Annotated in this window: 17 protein-coding genes; 8 read left to right on the top strand and 9 right to left on the bottom strand. The window is 71.6% G+C overall.

Features of this window, described 5'->3' with window-relative positions:
* Nucleotides 1-29 precede the first annotated feature (29 nt).
* Nucleotides 30-1,544 (top strand): HAMP domain-containing sensor histidine kinase, encoded by a 1,515-nt coding sequence (locus VJ693_RS15830; protein WP_324155632.1) that lies wholly within the window; start codon nt 30-32, stop codon nt 1,542-1,544.
* Here the strand turns inward: VJ693_RS15830 and VJ693_RS15835 are convergent.
* The 3 genes from VJ693_RS15835 to VJ693_RS15845 are packed head-to-tail and all read right to left on the bottom strand — an operon-like array spanning nt 1,477 to nt 3,963.
* Complete coding sequence (locus VJ693_RS15835) at nt 1,477-2,895, bottom strand: MATE family efflux transporter (protein ID WP_324155633.1); 1,419 nt, start codon at nt 2,893-2,895, stop codon at nt 1,477-1,479. The genes VJ693_RS15830 and VJ693_RS15835 overlap by 68 nt on opposite strands.
* On the bottom strand, nt 2,892-3,359 hold the full coding sequence (locus VJ693_RS15840; protein ID WP_324155635.1) for a DUF3717 domain-containing protein: 468 nt from the start codon (nt 3,357-3,359) through the stop codon (nt 2,892-2,894). Before VJ693_RS15840 ends, VJ693_RS15835 begins: the two co-directional genes overlap by 4 nt.
* Nucleotides 3,360-3,408: 49 nt before the next feature.
* Complete coding sequence (locus tag VJ693_RS15845; protein ID WP_324155636.1) at nt 3,409-3,963, bottom strand: PaaI family thioesterase; 555 nt, start codon at nt 3,961-3,963, stop codon at nt 3,409-3,411.
* Nucleotides 3,964-4,028: 65 nt separating this feature from the next.
* On the opposite strand from VJ693_RS15845, the gene VJ693_RS15850 reads away from it, so the two are divergent.
* On the top strand, nt 4,029-4,517 hold the full coding sequence (locus VJ693_RS15850; protein ID WP_324155638.1) for a MarR family winged helix-turn-helix transcriptional regulator: 489 nt from the start codon (nt 4,029-4,031) through the stop codon (nt 4,515-4,517).
* Nucleotides 4,514-5,746 carry an MFS transporter gene (locus VJ693_RS15855; RefSeq protein WP_324155639.1) on the top strand — a complete coding sequence of 411 codons (1,233 nt, stop codon included), beginning with the start codon at nt 4,514-4,516 and terminating at the stop codon, nt 5,744-5,746. The genes VJ693_RS15850 and VJ693_RS15855 overlap by 4 nt, the downstream gene beginning before the upstream one ends.
* A gap of 4 nt (nt 5,747-5,750) precedes the next feature.
* Here the strand turns inward: VJ693_RS15855 and VJ693_RS15860 are convergent, their stop codons facing one another.
* The 4 genes from VJ693_RS15860 to VJ693_RS15875 all read right to left on the bottom strand — a co-directional run bounded on the left by VJ693_RS15860 (nt 5,751) and on the right by VJ693_RS15875 (nt 9,110).
* A complete protein-coding gene (locus VJ693_RS15860) occupies nt 5,751-6,527 on the bottom strand; it encodes a DNA-binding domain-containing protein (protein WP_324155641.1) in 777 nt (258 codons plus the stop codon).
* A complete protein-coding gene (locus VJ693_RS15865) occupies nt 6,524-7,396 on the bottom strand; it encodes a DUF692 domain-containing protein (RefSeq protein WP_324155643.1) in 873 nt (290 codons plus the stop codon). The genes VJ693_RS15860 and VJ693_RS15865 overlap by 4 nt, the downstream gene beginning before the upstream one ends.
* A 116-nt stretch (nt 7,397-7,512) precedes the next feature.
* Nucleotides 7,513-7,776 (bottom strand): hypothetical protein, encoded by a 264-nt coding sequence (locus tag VJ693_RS15870; protein WP_324155645.1) that lies wholly within the window; start codon nt 7,774-7,776, stop codon nt 7,513-7,515.
* 212 nt (nt 7,777-7,988) lie between these two features.
* A complete protein-coding gene (locus VJ693_RS15875; RefSeq protein WP_324155646.1) occupies nt 7,989-9,110 on the bottom strand; it encodes an aromatic ring-hydroxylating dioxygenase subunit alpha in 1,122 nt (373 codons plus the stop codon).
* Between the two features lie 251 nt (nt 9,111-9,361).
* Between VJ693_RS15875 and xseB the strand changes: the two genes are divergently transcribed.
* From xseB to aroQ, 5 genes are all read left to right on the top strand, one after another.
* Entirely contained in the window at nt 9,362-9,607 is a 246-nt protein-coding gene (gene xseB, locus VJ693_RS15880) for an exodeoxyribonuclease VII small subunit (RefSeq protein ID WP_324155648.1), read from the top strand.
* A complete protein-coding gene (locus VJ693_RS15885) occupies nt 9,604-10,491 on the top strand; it encodes a farnesyl diphosphate synthase (protein ID WP_324155650.1) in 888 nt (295 codons plus the stop codon). Before xseB ends, VJ693_RS15885 begins: the two co-directional genes overlap by 4 nt.
* A 12-nt stretch (nt 10,492-10,503) precedes the next feature.
* A complete protein-coding gene (gene dxs / locus VJ693_RS15890) occupies nt 10,504-12,393 on the top strand; it encodes a 1-deoxy-D-xylulose-5-phosphate synthase (protein ID WP_324155652.1) in 1,890 nt (629 codons plus the stop codon).
* A gap of 80 nt (nt 12,394-12,473) precedes the next feature.
* Complete coding sequence (gene folE2, locus VJ693_RS15895) at nt 12,474-13,277, top strand: GTP cyclohydrolase FolE2 (RefSeq protein ID WP_324155653.1); 804 nt, start codon at nt 12,474-12,476, stop codon at nt 13,275-13,277.
* A gap of 159 nt (nt 13,278-13,436) precedes the next feature.
* Complete coding sequence (aroQ, locus tag VJ693_RS15900) at nt 13,437-13,874, top strand: type II 3-dehydroquinate dehydratase (protein WP_324155655.1); 438 nt, start codon at nt 13,437-13,439, stop codon at nt 13,872-13,874.
* Here the strand turns inward: aroQ and VJ693_RS15905 are convergent.
* Together VJ693_RS15905 and VJ693_RS15910 are read right to left on the bottom strand one after the other, a co-directional pair.
* Nucleotides 13,871-14,563 (bottom strand): general secretion pathway protein GspB, encoded by a 693-nt coding sequence (locus VJ693_RS15905; protein ID WP_324155656.1) that lies wholly within the window; start codon nt 14,561-14,563, stop codon nt 13,871-13,873. The two genes, aroQ and VJ693_RS15905, sit on opposite strands and share 4 nt — an antisense overlap.
* Before the next feature lie 16 nt (nt 14,564-14,579).
* The coding region (locus tag VJ693_RS15910; RefSeq protein ID WP_324155658.1) for an ExeA family protein at nt 14,580-16,014 on the bottom strand (1,435 nt) is incomplete at its 5' end.

The following is a 16,014-nucleotide window of genomic DNA, read 5'->3' on the forward strand; positions in this document are numbered from 1 at the left end:
CGGCCGCCCGGCCGGGATCGGCGCCCGCTTTGAAGTCACTCTACCTTCGCATCTGGCTCACGGTGGTGACCGCGCTGGCGCTGTTCGCGCTCGCGTCGGGCTGGCTGCTGAATCGCCACCTCGAGCAGGAGCGCGAGCGTGCCGAGGCCCTGCTGACCGAGCGCATGGCCGCCTGGGGCGACCTGATCCAGAACTCGATCCCCGGCCCGAGCGCGAAAGCCGAGGAGCAGGCGGCCGCGCTGCGCGAATGGTCGCGCCGATTGCGCGTGCCGCTCGCGTTGCACGATGCGCAAGGCCAGCGCATCGGCGCCTCCGATTCCTACCTTCGGCGCGAGGCCGAGGGCCCCGGCGGGCCGCGGCGGCCGTTTTCGATCCACCTCGAGGACGGGCGCACGCTGTGGCTGATGCGGCCCAATGTCGCCCGCCTGCCGCCGGGCCCCGGCGGCTCGCCCGAGATGCCGCCGGGCTTTGTGCCGGGTGGGCCGCTGGCGAATGCGGCGGGCGGGGTGCGCGCGGGGGGCGATCCCGGCGGGCCGGGGGGCCCTGGCGATGCCGGCCCGGTGCGGCCGCCCGAGGCGCTGCGCCTGGGCCTGCAGATGCCGCCCAAACCGTCGGAGTGGCTGACCAGCCTGGGCCTGGTCGCGCTGCTGCTGCTGCTGTTCCTGGCGGTCGCCGGTGGCGCCTACCCGGTCGTGCGCCGACTCACGCGCCGGCTGGAGCTGCTCAAGCAGGGGGTCGAGGCCTTCGGGGCCGGCGCGCTGGACCACCGGGTGACCGCCGACGGCAGGGACGAGGTCGCCGCCGTGGCCGCCAGCTTCAACCGGGCCGCCGAGCGCATCGAGGCGCTGGTCCGTTCCAACCAGAGCCTGCTGGCCAACGCCAGCCACGAACTGCGTTCACCGCTGGCGCGGCTGAAGATGGCGGTGGCGATGCTGGGCGACGCACCGCCGGCGATGCAGGCCTCGCTCAAGCACGAGATCGACACCAACATCGGCGAGCTGGACGCGCTGGTCGAAGAGGTGCTGCTGTCCAGCCGGCTCGATGCCGGCGCCGTGCATGACCTCGACGAACCGGTCGACCTGGCCGGCGTGGTGGCCGAGGAGGCCGCCCGCGTCGGGGCGGAGCTGTCGGCGGCGCCGGACGGCGCTGCGCTGCCGGTGTGCGGCAGCGAGCGGCTGCTGCGCCGCGCGGCGCGCAACCTGCTCGAGAACGCCCGCCGCTACGGTGGCGACGATGTCAGCGTCGAGCTGCACCGCTCGCCGGCCGGCATGGTCGAGCTGCGCGTGGCCGATCGAGGGCCGGGCGTCCCCGAGGCCGCACGCGAGCGCATCTTCGAGCCTTTCTACCGCCTGCCCGGCCATGCCGAGCGCGAGGGGGGCGTCGGCCTCGGCCTGGCGCTGGTGCGGCAGATCGCCCAGGCCCACCAGGGCCGGGCGCATTGCGAGGCGCGGCCGGGCGGCGGCAGCGTCTTCGTGATCACGTTGCCGAGTGGGCCGGCTGCGCGGCCGGGGCCGGCCGCAGCGCCAGCCGCATCAGCCCGGTGAGGGCGGTGCCGGCCACCACCAGGCCGAGGGTGGCGGCCGCCCAGAAGCCGGTCGCGCCGCGCAGCGCGGGTGGCGTGACGCCGAGCAGGTCGAAGGCCAGCGTGTAGCCACCGACCAGCCCGATGCCCCACAGCGTGCCGGCGTAGATGAACATCGGCAGCGTCGCGATGCGCCAGGCTCGCAGCACGAAGGCGGCGATGGTCTGCAGCGCGTCGGCCAAGTGGAACACGACGACCCAGGTCAGCAGCGGCAGCGCGATGGCCACCACCGCGGCGTCGCCGGTGTACAGGCCGATCAGCGCGGCGCGGCCGAGGTAGACCAGCAGCCCGAGCGCGGTGGCCAGCAGCGCGCCAAGCGCCATGCCGTGCCAGCCGAGCCGGCGCGCGTCTGCCAGGTCGCCCGCGCCGATGCGCTGCGCCACCAGCGTGGCCGAGGCGTTGGCCAGCGCCAGCGGCAGCATGAACATCAACGAGACGATGTTGACGGCGATCTGGTGGCCGGCCACCGGCAGCGGCCCGATGCGCGAGATCAGCAGCGCCATCATGCTGAAGCCGGTGACCTCGATCAGGATCGCCAGGCCCATCGGCACGCCCAGCTTCAGCAGGCCCCACAGCGCGGGGCGGTTCGGCGCATGCAGCCCGCGGCCCCAGAGGCGGAACGGCGCATAGAACGCATCGCGCCGCAGCAGCACGACGGCCAGCAGCACCTGAGCCCACATCGCGATCACGGTGGCGATGCCGGCGCCGGTGACGCCCAGCTCCGGGATGCCGGCCGCCGGCACACCGAACACCAGTGCGGCCGACAGCGGCAGTTTCAGCGCGAGGCCGCCGAGCTGCAGCAACATCACCGGCTTGGGCCGCGACACGGCGGTGTTGAAGCCGCGGAACACCGTGAACAGCAGCGAGGCCGGCAGCGCGAGCGACAGCGCGGCGAGGTAGCCGCGCACCCGCTCGGCCATGTCCGGGCCGGCCTTGGCCAGCCACAGGAAGGGGTGCGGCATCAGCAGCAGCGCGCTGCCGATGAGCGACAGCGCGAGTGCCAGCCACACGGCCTGGTGCACCTCGTCGCCGGCTGCTTCCAGCCGGCGCGCGCCGAACAGCTGGCCGACGATCGGCGAGACCGCGAGCACCACCCCCATGAAGCCGACGAAGACGGTCACGTAGGCGGCCGCGCCGACCGCGAAGGCCGCCAGGTCGGCCGGCGAGTGGCGGCCGACCAGCACGGTGTCGATCGTGCTGAAGGCGAGCACGGCGACCTGGCCGATGAAGACCGGCCACGCCAGCGGCGCGATGCGCTGTACGTCGGCTGCAAAGTGATGGCGGCGGCCGACCGCCGCGTCGGTCACCGTCATGCTGGCGCGTCGCCCGGGTGCGGCGGGAAGATCTCGACGCCCGGGTGGTCGGCGCCGGTCGCGGCGCGGGCGCGCTCGGCGTAGCGGTTGAAGCGCCAGGCCTTGGCCTCGAGCGTGATGCGGCGCCAGACCGCGCGCTTTTCGCCGGGCGTGAGCACGGGCCAGTGCTGCACCTCGTCTTCGGTGCGGCCGCAGCCCTTGCAGACCGGGTCACCCTGGGCGGTCGAGCAGATCGCGATGCAGGGTGCGTCGGGCGTGCTGGCATACCAGGCCAGCCAGGCGGCGCGCGCCCGGGGTGGCATCGAATCCTCGTCGGCCTCGTTCTCGCGGAAGTACACCATCAGGGCGTAGACCTCGGCCAGCGCGCGCACCTCGGGGCAGGCGCTGACACCGTCGAGCGAGGGCGAGCGCTCACGCCACCAGTTGATGGCCAGCTCGATGTCATGGATGTGGATGCCGGCCATGGGTGCGTGAGCGGGAAGGGGCGCGATTCTATCGGCGCCCCCCGCGCGGCTAACCGGCCGGCACCGGGAAGACCAGGCAGGTTGTGGTGGCGTGTGCGTAGAGCTTGCCATCGGGGCCGACGATGCGGGCTTCCGCCGTCGCGAGCTGGCGTCCGCTGTGCAGCACCTGCCCGATCGCGCGCAGCGGGCCGGTCTTGGCCGAGGCGGCGCGCACGATGTTCACGCCCAATTCGGCGGTGGTGTAGGCCAGGCCGGTCGGCATCGTGGTGTGCACCGCGCAACCGAGCGCCGAATCGAGCAGGGTGGCGTACCAGCCGCCGTGCACCGAGCCGAGCGGGTTGTAGTGCTTGAGCTGCGGCGTGCCTTGGAACACGGCCTTGCCGTACTCGACCTCGACCAGGCCGAATTCCAGCGTCTCGGCGATGGGCGGGTAGGGCAGTTCGCCGGCCAGCATGGCCTGCATGATCTCCAGGCCGGTCAGGCCGGCGACGCTGTCGGGCGAGGCCAGGCCGACGCCACGGCCGGCCGCCATCCGGGCCTGGATCTCGGCGTACTGGCGGTTCCACTGGGCGAGGGTGTCTTCAGGGCGGGCGGCGGAGCTCATCGGCACGATCCTTCGGTTGTAGATACAATGATTGTAGATGCAATCAAGTCAAGCCTGATCTTGCCATGACACCCACCACGGCCGACGCGCCGGTTCGCCCCAGGGCCTGCACGCACGACACCCTGCGCCGCCTGATGCGCCGGCTGTCGCAGCACTACGACGCCCGGCTGCGCCCGCTCGGCCTGAAGACCACGCAGTACTCGCTGCTGGCCCGCACGGCCTGGCTGGGCCCGGTGCGGCCGGTGGACCTGGCCGAGGCCATGGGCCTGGAGGCCTCGACCCTGACCCGCAACTTGAAGCCGCTGGTGCAGGCCGGCTGGGTGGCGCTGGGCCCCGGCGCCGATGCCCGCAGCCGGCTGGTCAGCCTGACCGAGGCGGGCCGCGCCAAGCTGGCCGAGGCGCGCGGCCCCTGGCGCGAGGCCCAGTCGGCGCTGGCCGACCTGCTCGGCACCGAGCGGGTGGCGGCGCTGCACACGCTGGTCGACGAGTCGCTGGCCCTGCTGCCGCACGAACCTCACGAACCGACCGAGCAACCCGACCGGAGCCATCGATGACCGACGACACCACCCGCCGCCTGCCCTGGGGCTGGATCCTGCTGGCCGGCGCCGCCACCTTCGCGCTGACCATGGGCACGCGCCAGACCATGGGCCTGTTCGTCGGCCCGCTGAACACCGCCACTGCGCTGGGCCTCGGGCAGATCAGCCTGGCGTTCGCCTTCGGCCAGCTGTGGTGGGGCCTGACCCAGCCCTTCGCGGGTGCGCTGGCCGACCGCGTGGGGGCCGGGCGCGTGCTGGCCGCGGGCATCGCGCTGGTCGCGCTCGGCACGGTGATCACGCCGTGGATGGGCAGCACGCCAGGGCTGATCTTTGCGATTGGCGTGCTGGCCGCCGGCGGCGCCGGCATGGCCGGGCCGGCGGTGCTGATGGCGGCGACCTCGCGCCTGATTCCGCCCGAGCGGCGCGGCCTGGCGACGGGCGTCGTCAACGCCGGTGGCTCGTTCGGCCAGTTCGTGATGGCCCCGCTGGCCGGCGCGTTGACGCTCGGCCTGGGCTGGGCCGGCGCGATGCAGGTGCTCGGCCTGCTCGTGTTGCTGGCGCTGCCGGCGGCCTGGGCCTTGCGGGGGGATGGCGGGCACGGCGCGCACGCCAGCGCGCCCGGCGGAAAGCGACTGCCGACCGGCGAGGCGATCCGCACCGCGCTGCGCACGCCGAGCTTCCTGCTGCTGAGTGCGGGCTTCTTCGTCTGCGGTTTTCACGTCGCCTTCCTGGCCACCCACCTGCCGGGCGTGGTGGCCGCGTGCGGCCTGCCGCTGCAGTACGGCGCCTGGGCGCTGGCCGTGCTGGGCCTGTTCAACATCGTCGGCAGCCTGGCGATGGGCTGGGCGGTCGGACGCTGGCGCATGAAGTCGCTGCTGTCGCTGGTCTACGCGGCACGCGCGGTGGCGGTGCTGGTGTTCCTGCTGGTGCCGAAGACGGGGGTCACCGTGCTCGTGTTCGCCGCCTTCATGGGGCTGAGCTTCCTGTCCACCGTGCCGCCGACGGCCGGCCTGGTCGCCAAGTTCTTCGGCCTGGGCAACATGGCCACGCTGTTCGGCCTGGTGATGCTTGCGCACCAGGCGGGCGGCTTCCTCGGCGCCTGGCTGGGCGGCCGCGTGTTCGAGGCGACCGGCGCCTACGACCTGGTGTGGATCGTCGACATCGTGCTGGCCGTCGGGGCGGCGCTGGTCCACCTGCCGATCCGCGAGGCGCGGCTGGCGCGCATGCCAGCGCTCGCGCCGGCTTGACCGGTCAGCGCTCGACCAGCAGGCCGTCGTCGACCCAGCGCCGCAGCGCACCGGCGACCCAGGCGGGCGCCGCGTCGCCTTGCGAGGCGATCGCCCGTTCGCACAGGGCGGCGAAGGGTTCGCCGACCAGGCAGGCCGCGATCAAGGCTGCCTCGTTGTCGGCCAACGAGCGCCAACGGGTCTCCAGGCCTTGTCGCCAGACGAGCAGGCGGTGGGCCAGGGGTTCGGGTTCGCCGGTCGCGGCGGCGTCGTCCAGCGTCAAGGCCTGCCAGATCGGCTCGACGGCCCAAGCCAGGCTCACCAGGGCGACGCTCGGGTGGGGTGCGAACCGGGCTGCGGGCCAGGCTTCGGGCCGGCGCGACGCCAGGTCGGCGAAGGCCAGCGGGGTGGCGTCGGCGGCATCGAAGCTGGTGCCGAGCGCCCACTCCATGGCCGCCAGGTCGGCCAGCGCCGGGTGGGGCAGGGCGTCGGGGTGCGCGGCGGCCCAGGCGGGCAGTGCATCGCCGAACCAGCGGATCGACGGCTGCTGTGACGGGTGATCGGCCAGGTAGGCCAGCCCCAGCTTGGCAAAGGCCTTGTCGCCCAGCACGCGGTGCAGCACCGGGAAGTTGCTGCGCAGCGCCTCGATCAGCCGGGCCCGGTAGGCGTGGTGGTACACGTCCACGCGCGCCGGACGGCCACCCAGGGCGCGCAGCAGCAGGGTGCTTTTGTCGGGGGCATCGGCCGTCAGCAATGCCGCGAAGGCTTGCTGCTGGGCACGCAGCGGCAGACCCGTGTTCATGGCGCCACCTCGAGCATCGGGGCGCGCTGGCGCTCGGCCAGCGCTGCCGCGCATTCGCGCCGGGCGCGGGCGAGCTCGTCGACCAACTCGGCCAGCGGCGGGATGTGGTCGTCGCGCTCGATCATCGTGGGCACCGGCCCGAGGCGTGCGATCGTGTGGCGGTACAGCGCCCAGACGGCCTCGCACACCGGATGGTCGTGGGTATCGACGAGAAAGCCGTCGTCGTTGGTCTCGTGCCCGGCCAGGTGGATCTGGCGCACTCGTCCGGCGGGCATCGCATCGATGAAGGCCCGCGGATCGAAGCCGTGGTTGGTTGCGCTGACGTAGACGTTGTTGACGTCCAGCAGCAGCTCGCAGTCGGCGCGCCGGGTGAGCTCGGCAATGAACTGCCATTCGCTCATCTCGTCGGCGGACCAGCTCACGTAGCTCGAGACGTTCTCCAGCAGCAGCTGGCGGCCGAGAACATCCTGCACCCGCAGCACGCGCTCGGTCACGTGGCGCAGCGCCGCTTCGGTATAGGGCAGGGGCAACAGATCGTGCAGGTTGTGGCCGTTGACACCGGTCCAGCACAGATGATCGGAGAGCCAGGCCGGTTCGATACGGTCGGCCAGGGCCTTCAGTTCGCGCAGATAGGCGAGGTCGAGCGCGTCGCTGCCGCCGATCGACATCGAGACCCCGTGCATCACCATCGGCACGTCACGCCGGATCGCGTCCAGATGCGCGAGCGGCTTGCCACCGGGCACGAGGTAGTTCTCGCTGATGACCTCGAGCCAATCGACGCCGAGCTCCCGCGCCGGCGCGGCGCGGAAGTCAGCGTAGTGATCGGTACGCAAGCCGAGGCCGAAGCCATGTAACTTGTTAGCCCCCACGCTCCCTCCGGTCGCTGCCCCCCGAGGGGCTCGCGCAGCGGACCGGCAAAGCCGGATCCGCGCACGCCGCTTGAAGATCGGCGGCGCCCTTCGGGGCGCTGCCTCGGATGAACAGATCAGCCCTTGACGACGGATCCACCCGCCTTGGTGCACTCCTCGGCGGTCTTCTTGCTGACCCAGCCTTGGCCCTTGCAGCTGTTGTGGCCCTTGCAGTCGCTCTTGGCGGTCTTGCACTCGGAGGTGCCCTTGCAGCTGTTGACGCCCGCGCACTTGACGCTGGCATCTTCGGCCTGGGCGGCCAGCGGGGCAGCACCGAGGGCGAACAGGGCGGCAGCGGCAGCGGCGATGGCAAGCCCGGACTTGGCGGTTTGGATGGACATGGTCGATTCTCCTGACGAGGATTGAAGTTGAGTGAGCACGCGAACGTGAAGGACGCGGCGCGGCCTGAAAGCCGGCTCGATGCCGGCGTCTCGTGACCTTGCCGCGTTTCGTCGCGCGGGCTGCCGAGTCCTTACAGCGCTTGTACGTGCACAAGCGCCGATTGGACGCAGCGGCCTGTCGTCAGCAGTCGACCCGAGGGGCAGGGCGGTGATTACCAGGAGGCCCGGCCCAGCCCCATGACGCGCCGGTACCACTCGTGGAAGTGCTGCATGCCGTCTTCCATCGGGCTCTGGTAGGGTCCGGATTCATCGTCGCCCCGATCGAACAAGGCCCTGCGGCCCTGGTCCATCCGCTCGGCGATCTCGTCGTCCTCGATGCAGGTCTCCATGTAGGCGGCCCGCTGGGCTTCGACGAATTCGCGCTCGAAGGCGGCAATCTCCTCGGGGTAGTAGAACTCGACGACGTTGAGTGTCTTCTGCGGCCCCTGCGGGTACAGCGTCGACACGGTCAGCACATGCGGGTACCACTCGATCATGATGTTCGGGTAGTAGGTCAGCCAGATCGCCCCTTGCTTGGGTGGCTGGCCGTCGCCGAGCTTGAGCACCGCATCCCGGAAGCGCCGGTAGACCGGCGAGCCCGCGCGCTCGAGGTTGTTCAACACGCCCACTGTTTGCACGGAATGGTGCTTGCCGAACTCCCAGCGCAGGTCGTCACAGGTGACGAACTGCCCCAGGCCGGGGTGGAACGGGCCGACGTGGTAATCCTCGAGGTAGACCTCGATGAAGGTCTTCCAGTTGTAGTTGCACTCGTGCATCTCGACGTGATCGAGCACGAAGCCCGAGAAGTCGAGATCGGCCCGAGGCCCCAGGCCGGCCAGGTCGGCGGCGATGTCGCGGCCGTTGTCCTCGAACACCATCCCGTTCCAGGTCTTCACCCGGTAGTTGTTCAGGTGCAGGCAGGGGTCGTGGTCGAAGTGCGGCGCGCCGACGAGCCGGCCGTGCAGGTCGTAGGTCCAGCGGTGCAGCGGGCAGACGATGTTGGAGCGCGTGTTGCCGCGCCCACGCAACATCACCGCCTGCCGGTGGCGGCAGACGTTCGAGACGAGTTCGACCCCGTCGCGGGTGCGCACGAGGGCCCGGCCCTCGCCTTCCTGCGGCAGTGCGTAGTAGTCGCCTACCTCGGGCACGGACAGTTCGTGCGCCAGGTAGCGCGGTCCGTGCTGAAAGATGAGTTCCTGCTCCCTGCGGAGCAAGCCCTCGTCGAAATAGGTGGAAACGGAGAGTTGAGAGCGCGCGCGCTCCAGAGCTTCCAGCGTGATGCTCAGGTCCGACATGATCCCCAGGATCTCCTGCAAACCCCCCACCCGGTGGCCCCGCGGATGGGTTTTCGATAAATGAAACCCCGCTGCACCCGTGAGGCGGATGGAAGCGGGGGCGCTGATTCTAGCCGGCACTGTCGGTTGCGGGCCACGCATGGCTGCAATTTGCTGCTGTTCTTTCGGTCTTCCACCGGCCGTCGCACTCGGATACGGGTCGGTGAGTTACAGGCTGACTACAATCACCGTTTGCTTTTTCACGACCCGGAATGCCTCGCGCCGCGAACCCCGCCGCATCGGCCGCCGACGAGCCCGTGAGCTACGAGGCGGCCCTGGCCGAACTGGATGCCCTGGTCCAGGCGATGGAAGGCGGGCAGTTGCCGCTGGATCGCCTGCTCGAAGGCTACCGGCGCGGTGCCCGCCTGCTCGAGTTCTGTCGCGAGCGTCTCGCGGCCGTGGAAACCCAAGTGAAGGTCCTGGAGGAAGGGCTACAAAAGCCCTGGGCGAACACATGAAACCCGACGACTTTGATTCCTGGGTCCGGCTGGAGCTGGCCGCGGTGGAATCCGCGCTCGACCGCCTGGTGCCGAGCGACCCGCCCGCCGGGCTGGGCGACGCGATGCGCTATGCGGTGCTGGATGGCGGCAAGCGCCTGCGGCCGCTGCTGGTGCTGGCCGCGTGCGACGCGGTCGACGGGCAGTCGGACGCCGCGATGCGCGCCGCGGTGGCGGTCGAACTGATCCACGCCTACTCCCTGGTGCACGACGACATGCCGTGCATGGACGACGATGCGCTGCGCCGCGGCAAGCCCACCGTGCACGTGAAATACGGCGAGGCGCAGGCGATGCTGGCCGGTGACGCGATGCAGGCGCTGGCCTTCGAGGTGCTGACACCAGAGACCGGCGTAGCGCCGGCACTGCAGGCGCGCCTGGTCGGCCTGCTGGCGCGCGCGGCCGGCCATGACGGCATGGCCGGCGGCCAGGCGATCGACTTGGCCAGCGTCGGCTGCCCGCTGGGCGAATCGGCGCTGCGCGACATGCACCGGCGCAAGACCGGCGCGCTGCTGCAAGCCAGCGTGCTGATGGGCGCGGCCTGTGGCCGCACGACGCCGCAAGCCTGGAAGGCCCTGTCCGACTACGGCGCCGCGATCGGCCTGGCCTTCCAGGTCGTCGACGACATTTTGGATGTGACGCAGGCCTCCGAGACTTTGGGCAAGACCGCAGGCAAGGACCTGGAGAACAACAAGCCGACCTACGTCACCGTGCTGGGGCTGCAAGCTGCCCGCCGGCATGCCGACGAGCTGCGCGCCCAGGCGCTGGACGCGCTGCAGCGCAGCGGCCTCGAGCGAGCCGGCCGCCTGGCCTGGCTGGCCGACAAGGTGGTCGACCGCCACCACTGAATCGCCGCCGCCATGACCCACTCCTTGCTGCAAACCATCGATTCCCCACAGGACCTGCGCGCGCTCAATCGCGCGCAGCTGAAGACCCTGGCGGGGGAACTGCGCGACTTCCTGCTGCAGACCGTCAGCCGCACGGGCGGCCACCTGTCGTCCAACCTCGGCACGGTCGAACTGACGGTCGCGCTGCACCACGTGTTCAACACGCCCTACGACCGGCTGGTGTGGGACGTGGGCCACCAGTCCTATCCGCACAAGATCCTCACCGGCCGGCGCGAGGCGATGGCCACGCTGAAGCAGCTCGGCGGCATCAGCGGCTTCCCGCGACGCTGCGAAAGCGAATACGACACTTTCGGCGTCGGCCACTCGTCGACCTCGATCTCGGCCGCGCTCGGCATGGCGCACGCCGCCAAGCTCAAGGGCGAGCCGCGCAAGGCGGTGGCGATCATCGGCGACGGCGCACTGACGGGCGGCATGGCGTTCGAGGCCTTGAACCATGGCGGTTATGCCGGCGGCGCCGGCCTGCCCGACATGCTGGTGATCCTCAATGACAACGACATGTCGATCAGCCCGCCGGTCGGGGCATTGAACCGCTACCTGGCACGCCTGATGAGCGGCAAGTTCTACGCCGCGGCACGCGAGGGTGCCAAGAGCGTGCTGCGCAATACGCCGCTGTACGAGTTCGCCAAGCGCTTCGAGGAGCACAGCAAGGGCATGGTCGTGCCCGGCACGATCTTCGAGGAGTTCGGCTTCAACTACGTCGGCCCGATCGACGGCCACGACCTCGACTCGCTGGTGCCCACGCTCGAGAACCTGCGCGACGCCAAGGGCCCGCAGTTCCTGCACGTGGTCACGAAGAAGGGCTATGGCTACAAGCTGGCCGAATCCGACCCGATCAACTACCACGGCCCGGGCAAGTTCGACCCGGCGGTCGGCCTGCAGAAGCCCGCCACCGCGCCCAAGACCACCTTCACCCAGGTCTTCGGCCAGTGGCTGTGCGACATGGCCGAGGCCGACGAGCGCCTGGTCGGCATTACGCCGGCGATGCGCGAGGGCTCGGGCATGGTCGAGTTCGAGCGGCGCTTCCCCAGGCGCTACCACGACGTGGGCATCGCCGAGCAGCACGCGGTCACCTTTGGCGCCGGCCTGGCCTGTGAAGGGCTGAAGCCGGTGGTCGCGATCTACTCGACCTTTCTGCAGCGCGGCTACGACCAACTGATCCACGACGTCGCGATCCAGAACCTGCCGGTGATGTTCGCGCTCGACCGGGCCGGCATCGTCGGCGCCGACGGCGCCACGCACTGCGGCGCCTACGACATCGCCTACATCCGCTGCGTGCCCAACCTCGCGCTGCTGACGCCGGCCGACGAGAACGAATGCCGTCAGGCCCTGACCACCGCATTCCGGCACGACGGCCCGGTGGCCGTGCGCTACCCGCGAGGCAGCGGCGCCGGCGTGGCGGCGCAGCCCGGGCTCACGACGCTGCCCTGGGGCAAGGGCGAGATCCGCCGCGAGGGCCGCCGCATCGCGATGCTCGCCTTCGGCACGCTGCTGTACCCGTCGCTGGCCGCCGCGGCCAAGCTCGACGCAACGGTGGCCAACATGCGCTTCGCCAAGCCGCTGGACACCGCGCTGGTGCTCGAACTCGCGCGCACCCACGAGGCCCTGGTGACGATCGAGGAGGGGTGCCTGCCGGGAGGCGCCGGCAGCGCGGTGCTGGAGGTGCTCGCCGCCGCCGGCCTGTCGACCCCGGTGCTGCGCCTGGGCCTGCCTGACGAATTCATCGAGCACGGCGACCCGGCCAAGCTGCTCGCCATGTGCGGGCTCGATGCGCCCGGCATCGAGCAGGCCGTGCTGAAGCGGTTCGGTGCGCCGCTGGCACTGGTGAAGCCGGCGGCTGCGTAGCACACTGACAATTCACCCTGGCGACAGCACCCGCTGTCGAAAGCTGCGAAGCTACGCGGCTGGCTGTATTTCCGCGTCCCATGAACCACCTGACCGAAGCGCTGCACATCCCTGACACCCAGAGCGAACGCGACGAGCGCCGTCTGGCGATCCAGCGTGTCGGGGTGAAGGATGTGCGCTACCCGCTGACGCTGAAGGTGGCCGGTGCGGAGCAGAGCACCGCGGCATCGTGGACGCTGGACGTGGCGCTGCCGGCCGAGAAGAAGGGCACGCACATGTCGCGCTTCGTGGCCTGGCTCGATGCGCAGTCGCAGGCGCTGGATGCCGCGGGCCTGGCACGCGAGCTGGCGGTGATGCTCGAAAAGCTGCACGCCAGCGAGGGCCGCATCGAGGCGAGGTTCTCGTTCTTCCTGCGCAAGCGCGCGCCGGTGTCGGGCCTGCAAAGCCTGCTCGACTACCAAGGCGCGTTGATCGCCGAGCGGCGTGGCGGGCAGACGGCCGTCTGGGCCGAGGTCGGCGTGCCGGTCAAGAGCCTGTGCCCCTGCTCGAAGGAGATCTCCGACTACGGCGCGCACAACCAGCGCTCGCTGGTCACGATCCGCGTCGAGGTTGCCTCGCCCGAGACGGCGCCGATGGAGTGGCACGAACTGGTCCGCTTCGCCGAGGACGCGGCATCGAGCGAGATCTGGCCGATGCTCAAGCGTGCCGACGAGAAGTGGGTCACCGAGCGGGCCTACGAGAACCCCAAGTTCGTGGAAGATCTGGTGCGCGACGTGGCGCTGGCGTTGAACGCCGATTCGCGCGTCGGCCGCTACGTGGTGGATGTCGAGAACTTCGAGTCCATCCACAACCACTCGGCCTGGGCGCGCATCGAGCGAAGCTGACACCTTCTCGCTGATCTTCAAGCGCGAGTTCGACAACCCGGCGGCCATCGCGGCGGGCCGCTGAGGCAAATGCGGGCGCCGCAGCCCCACGCGCTGCCGCTGCCGGGGCAGATCCGCCTGCGCCGCGCGGGCTGACGCAACCGTTTAGCATCACGCCTCATGAGCATCCTCCTGCTGAACGGCCCGAACCTCAATCTGCTGGGCACGCGCGAGCCGCACATCTACGGTGCCGACACGCTGGCCGACGTGGAGCGCCGCTTCGTCGACGAGGCGGCCGCGCTGGGACTGGTGGCGCAGTGCTTCCAGAGCAACCACGAGGGCACGCTGATCGATCGCATCCACGCGGCGCGGCTCGACGGCACGCGGGCGATCGTGATCAACCCCGGTGGCCTGACCCACACCAGCGTGTCATTGCGCGATGCGCTGGCCGGCGTCGCGCTGCCGGTGGTGGAGGTGCACATCAGCAACGTGCACAAGCGCGAGGAGTTCCGCCACCACTCCTACGTCTCGGGGGTGGCGGAGGGCGTGATTGCCGGGCTCGGTGTGTACGGCTACACGGCGGCGCTGCGCTACCTGGCCGACAAGCTGGCCGGCTAGAAGGGCAGCCGGAAGCGCTCGCCCTTGAAGCGCAGCACGGCGCTGCGCGGCTCGATGCGCTCGACCACCAGGCCCGGGGCAGGCTGGCTGCCTTCCTTCGCGACCTCGCCGTTGAGCATGATGAAGCGGCTCGCCGCGTCGTCGGAATAGACCGAGCCGCCGACGGCGAGCGCGGGCAGCTCCTTGCGCAGCGAGGGCGGCAGATCGGCCATCAGCGGGATGCGGGGGGGCGCCGCGGCCGTGGTCGCGGGCGTGGTGGGTGCAGCGGGGGCCGTTGCCGGCGCCGAGGTACCCACGCCGGGCGAGGGGGGCGCCACCGCGTCCTTGGCCACCCGCGCGGGGGGCGGCGCATAGCTCGGCACGACCAGCGCCGGCGCGGGTGGGGTGGCCTGTGCCGCCGTTGGCAGCGCCGCGGGCGGTGTTGCCGTGGCCACGTTGCCCGGCAAGGGCTCGGCAGGCGTTTGCAGCGGCGCGGGCAGCGGCGCATTCGCGTCGGCGCCCATGCGCCAGGCCAGTGCCGCCAGCACCATGGCGCCGACCGCGACGCCGGCCCACAGCGCCCAGCGCGGCGCGGCGCCGGGGCGGGGGGCGCCGCCGGCTTCGCCGAGCGGGTGGGCGTGCAGGCCGGGCACCTGGCCGCGCTCGCGCTCGGCGTCGGCGCGCTTCAAGGCATCGAGGATGTAGGACATGGGGCCGTCCGGTCGTTCAGCGGCGTGGGGCGGTCGCAGGCGCCTGGAGCCGGGGTTCGTCGACACCGGTCGCGCGGTTGAGCAGCATCAGCGTGAGCGGCCCGGCCAGGCCATCGGGCGGCAGGCCTTGCGCCACCTGGAAGGCCGCCACGCGCGAGGGCAAAGGCGCGCTGGCCGCCCCCTCGGGCAGCACCTGCGCGAGGCGTGCGGCGAGCCACTCGGCGCCGTCGCCGCCGGCCGTGGCCAGTCGGCCCGGCCCGACGTAGCCGGGCGGCGCGCGCCAGAAGGTGCCGAACTCGCCTCGCCAGGCGGCGCCCAGCGTGGCCAGCGGCACGGTGACCTTGGCGTTGCCGCGCCGCAGCGTGGCGCTGTGGCCGGTCAAGGCGGTCAGCTGCACGTGGTAGGCGCGGCCGTCACCGTCGTGCAGCACCATCAGGCCGGGCCGGTCGAGCTGGCGCACCAGCGCCAGGCTGCTCGGCCCCTTGAAGCACGGCAGACCCTGCTTCGCGCCACTGCCGCACGGGTCGGCCGTGTTGGCGAGATCCAGGCCCCAGGCCGCCGCGAGCTCGCGCCAGGCATCGGCCTCGCCGCGCAGTTCCGCGCTGAACACGGTGCGCAGCTCGCTCGCGCCCAGGGCCGTGGCCTCGGCGGGCACCGCGGCGCTGGCCGCCGTGGCCGCCGGCGCTGCGGCCTGGGGCGCCGAGGGCGGCTGGACCGGGGCGCTGGCCGCAGCGACCGCGCTGGCCGCGGCACGGGCCGTCGCGGCCGTGGCCGGGCTGGGCGCGCCCCCTTGCGGGCGCATCATCCAGGCCGAGGCCGCCGCGATCGAGCCGCCCACCAGCACGCCGCCCGCCCAGGGCGCGGCGCGGCGCGCCCAGGCCGCCCAATCGGCGATGCCGGCGGCGCGCCAACCTGCCGCCGCGCCGGTGGGCCCCGCGCCGAACACTTCGACCGCCGCACGCTCGACCACGTCGACGCCGATGTGCTGCTGGCCGGTGGCATAACCGCCCAGCAGCGCCCGGTCGCACAGCAGGTTCACCCGCCGCGGAACGCCGCGCGAGAGCTGGTGGACGCGCTTCAGCGCGGCCTTGTCGAAGGGCGAGGCCCCGCTGCCGCCGGCCACGCCGAGGCGGTGCTGCACGTAGTGCGCCGTCTCGCCCTCGGTCAGCGCGCCCAGGTGGTAGCGCGCGATCACGCGCTGGGCGAGCTGCTCGAGCTCGGGCCGGGCCAGCATCTCGCGCAGCTCGGGCTGGCCGATCAGGATGATCTGCAGCAGCTTGCGCTCGGTGGTCTCGAGGTTGGTCAGCAGGCGCAACTGCTCCAGCACGTCGGCCGAGAGGTTCTGCGCCTCGTCGATGATCAGCACGTTGGTCTGGCCGACCGCGTGCGTGCGCAGCAGGAACTCGTTGAGCGGGTCGATGTAGTCCTTGACCGTGCGCACCGCGCCGGCG

Origin of the sequence: Ideonella sp. (assembly GCF_035254525.1) — a bacterium.
Lineage (GTDB): Bacteria > Pseudomonadota > Gammaproteobacteria > Burkholderiales > Burkholderiaceae_C > Ideonella.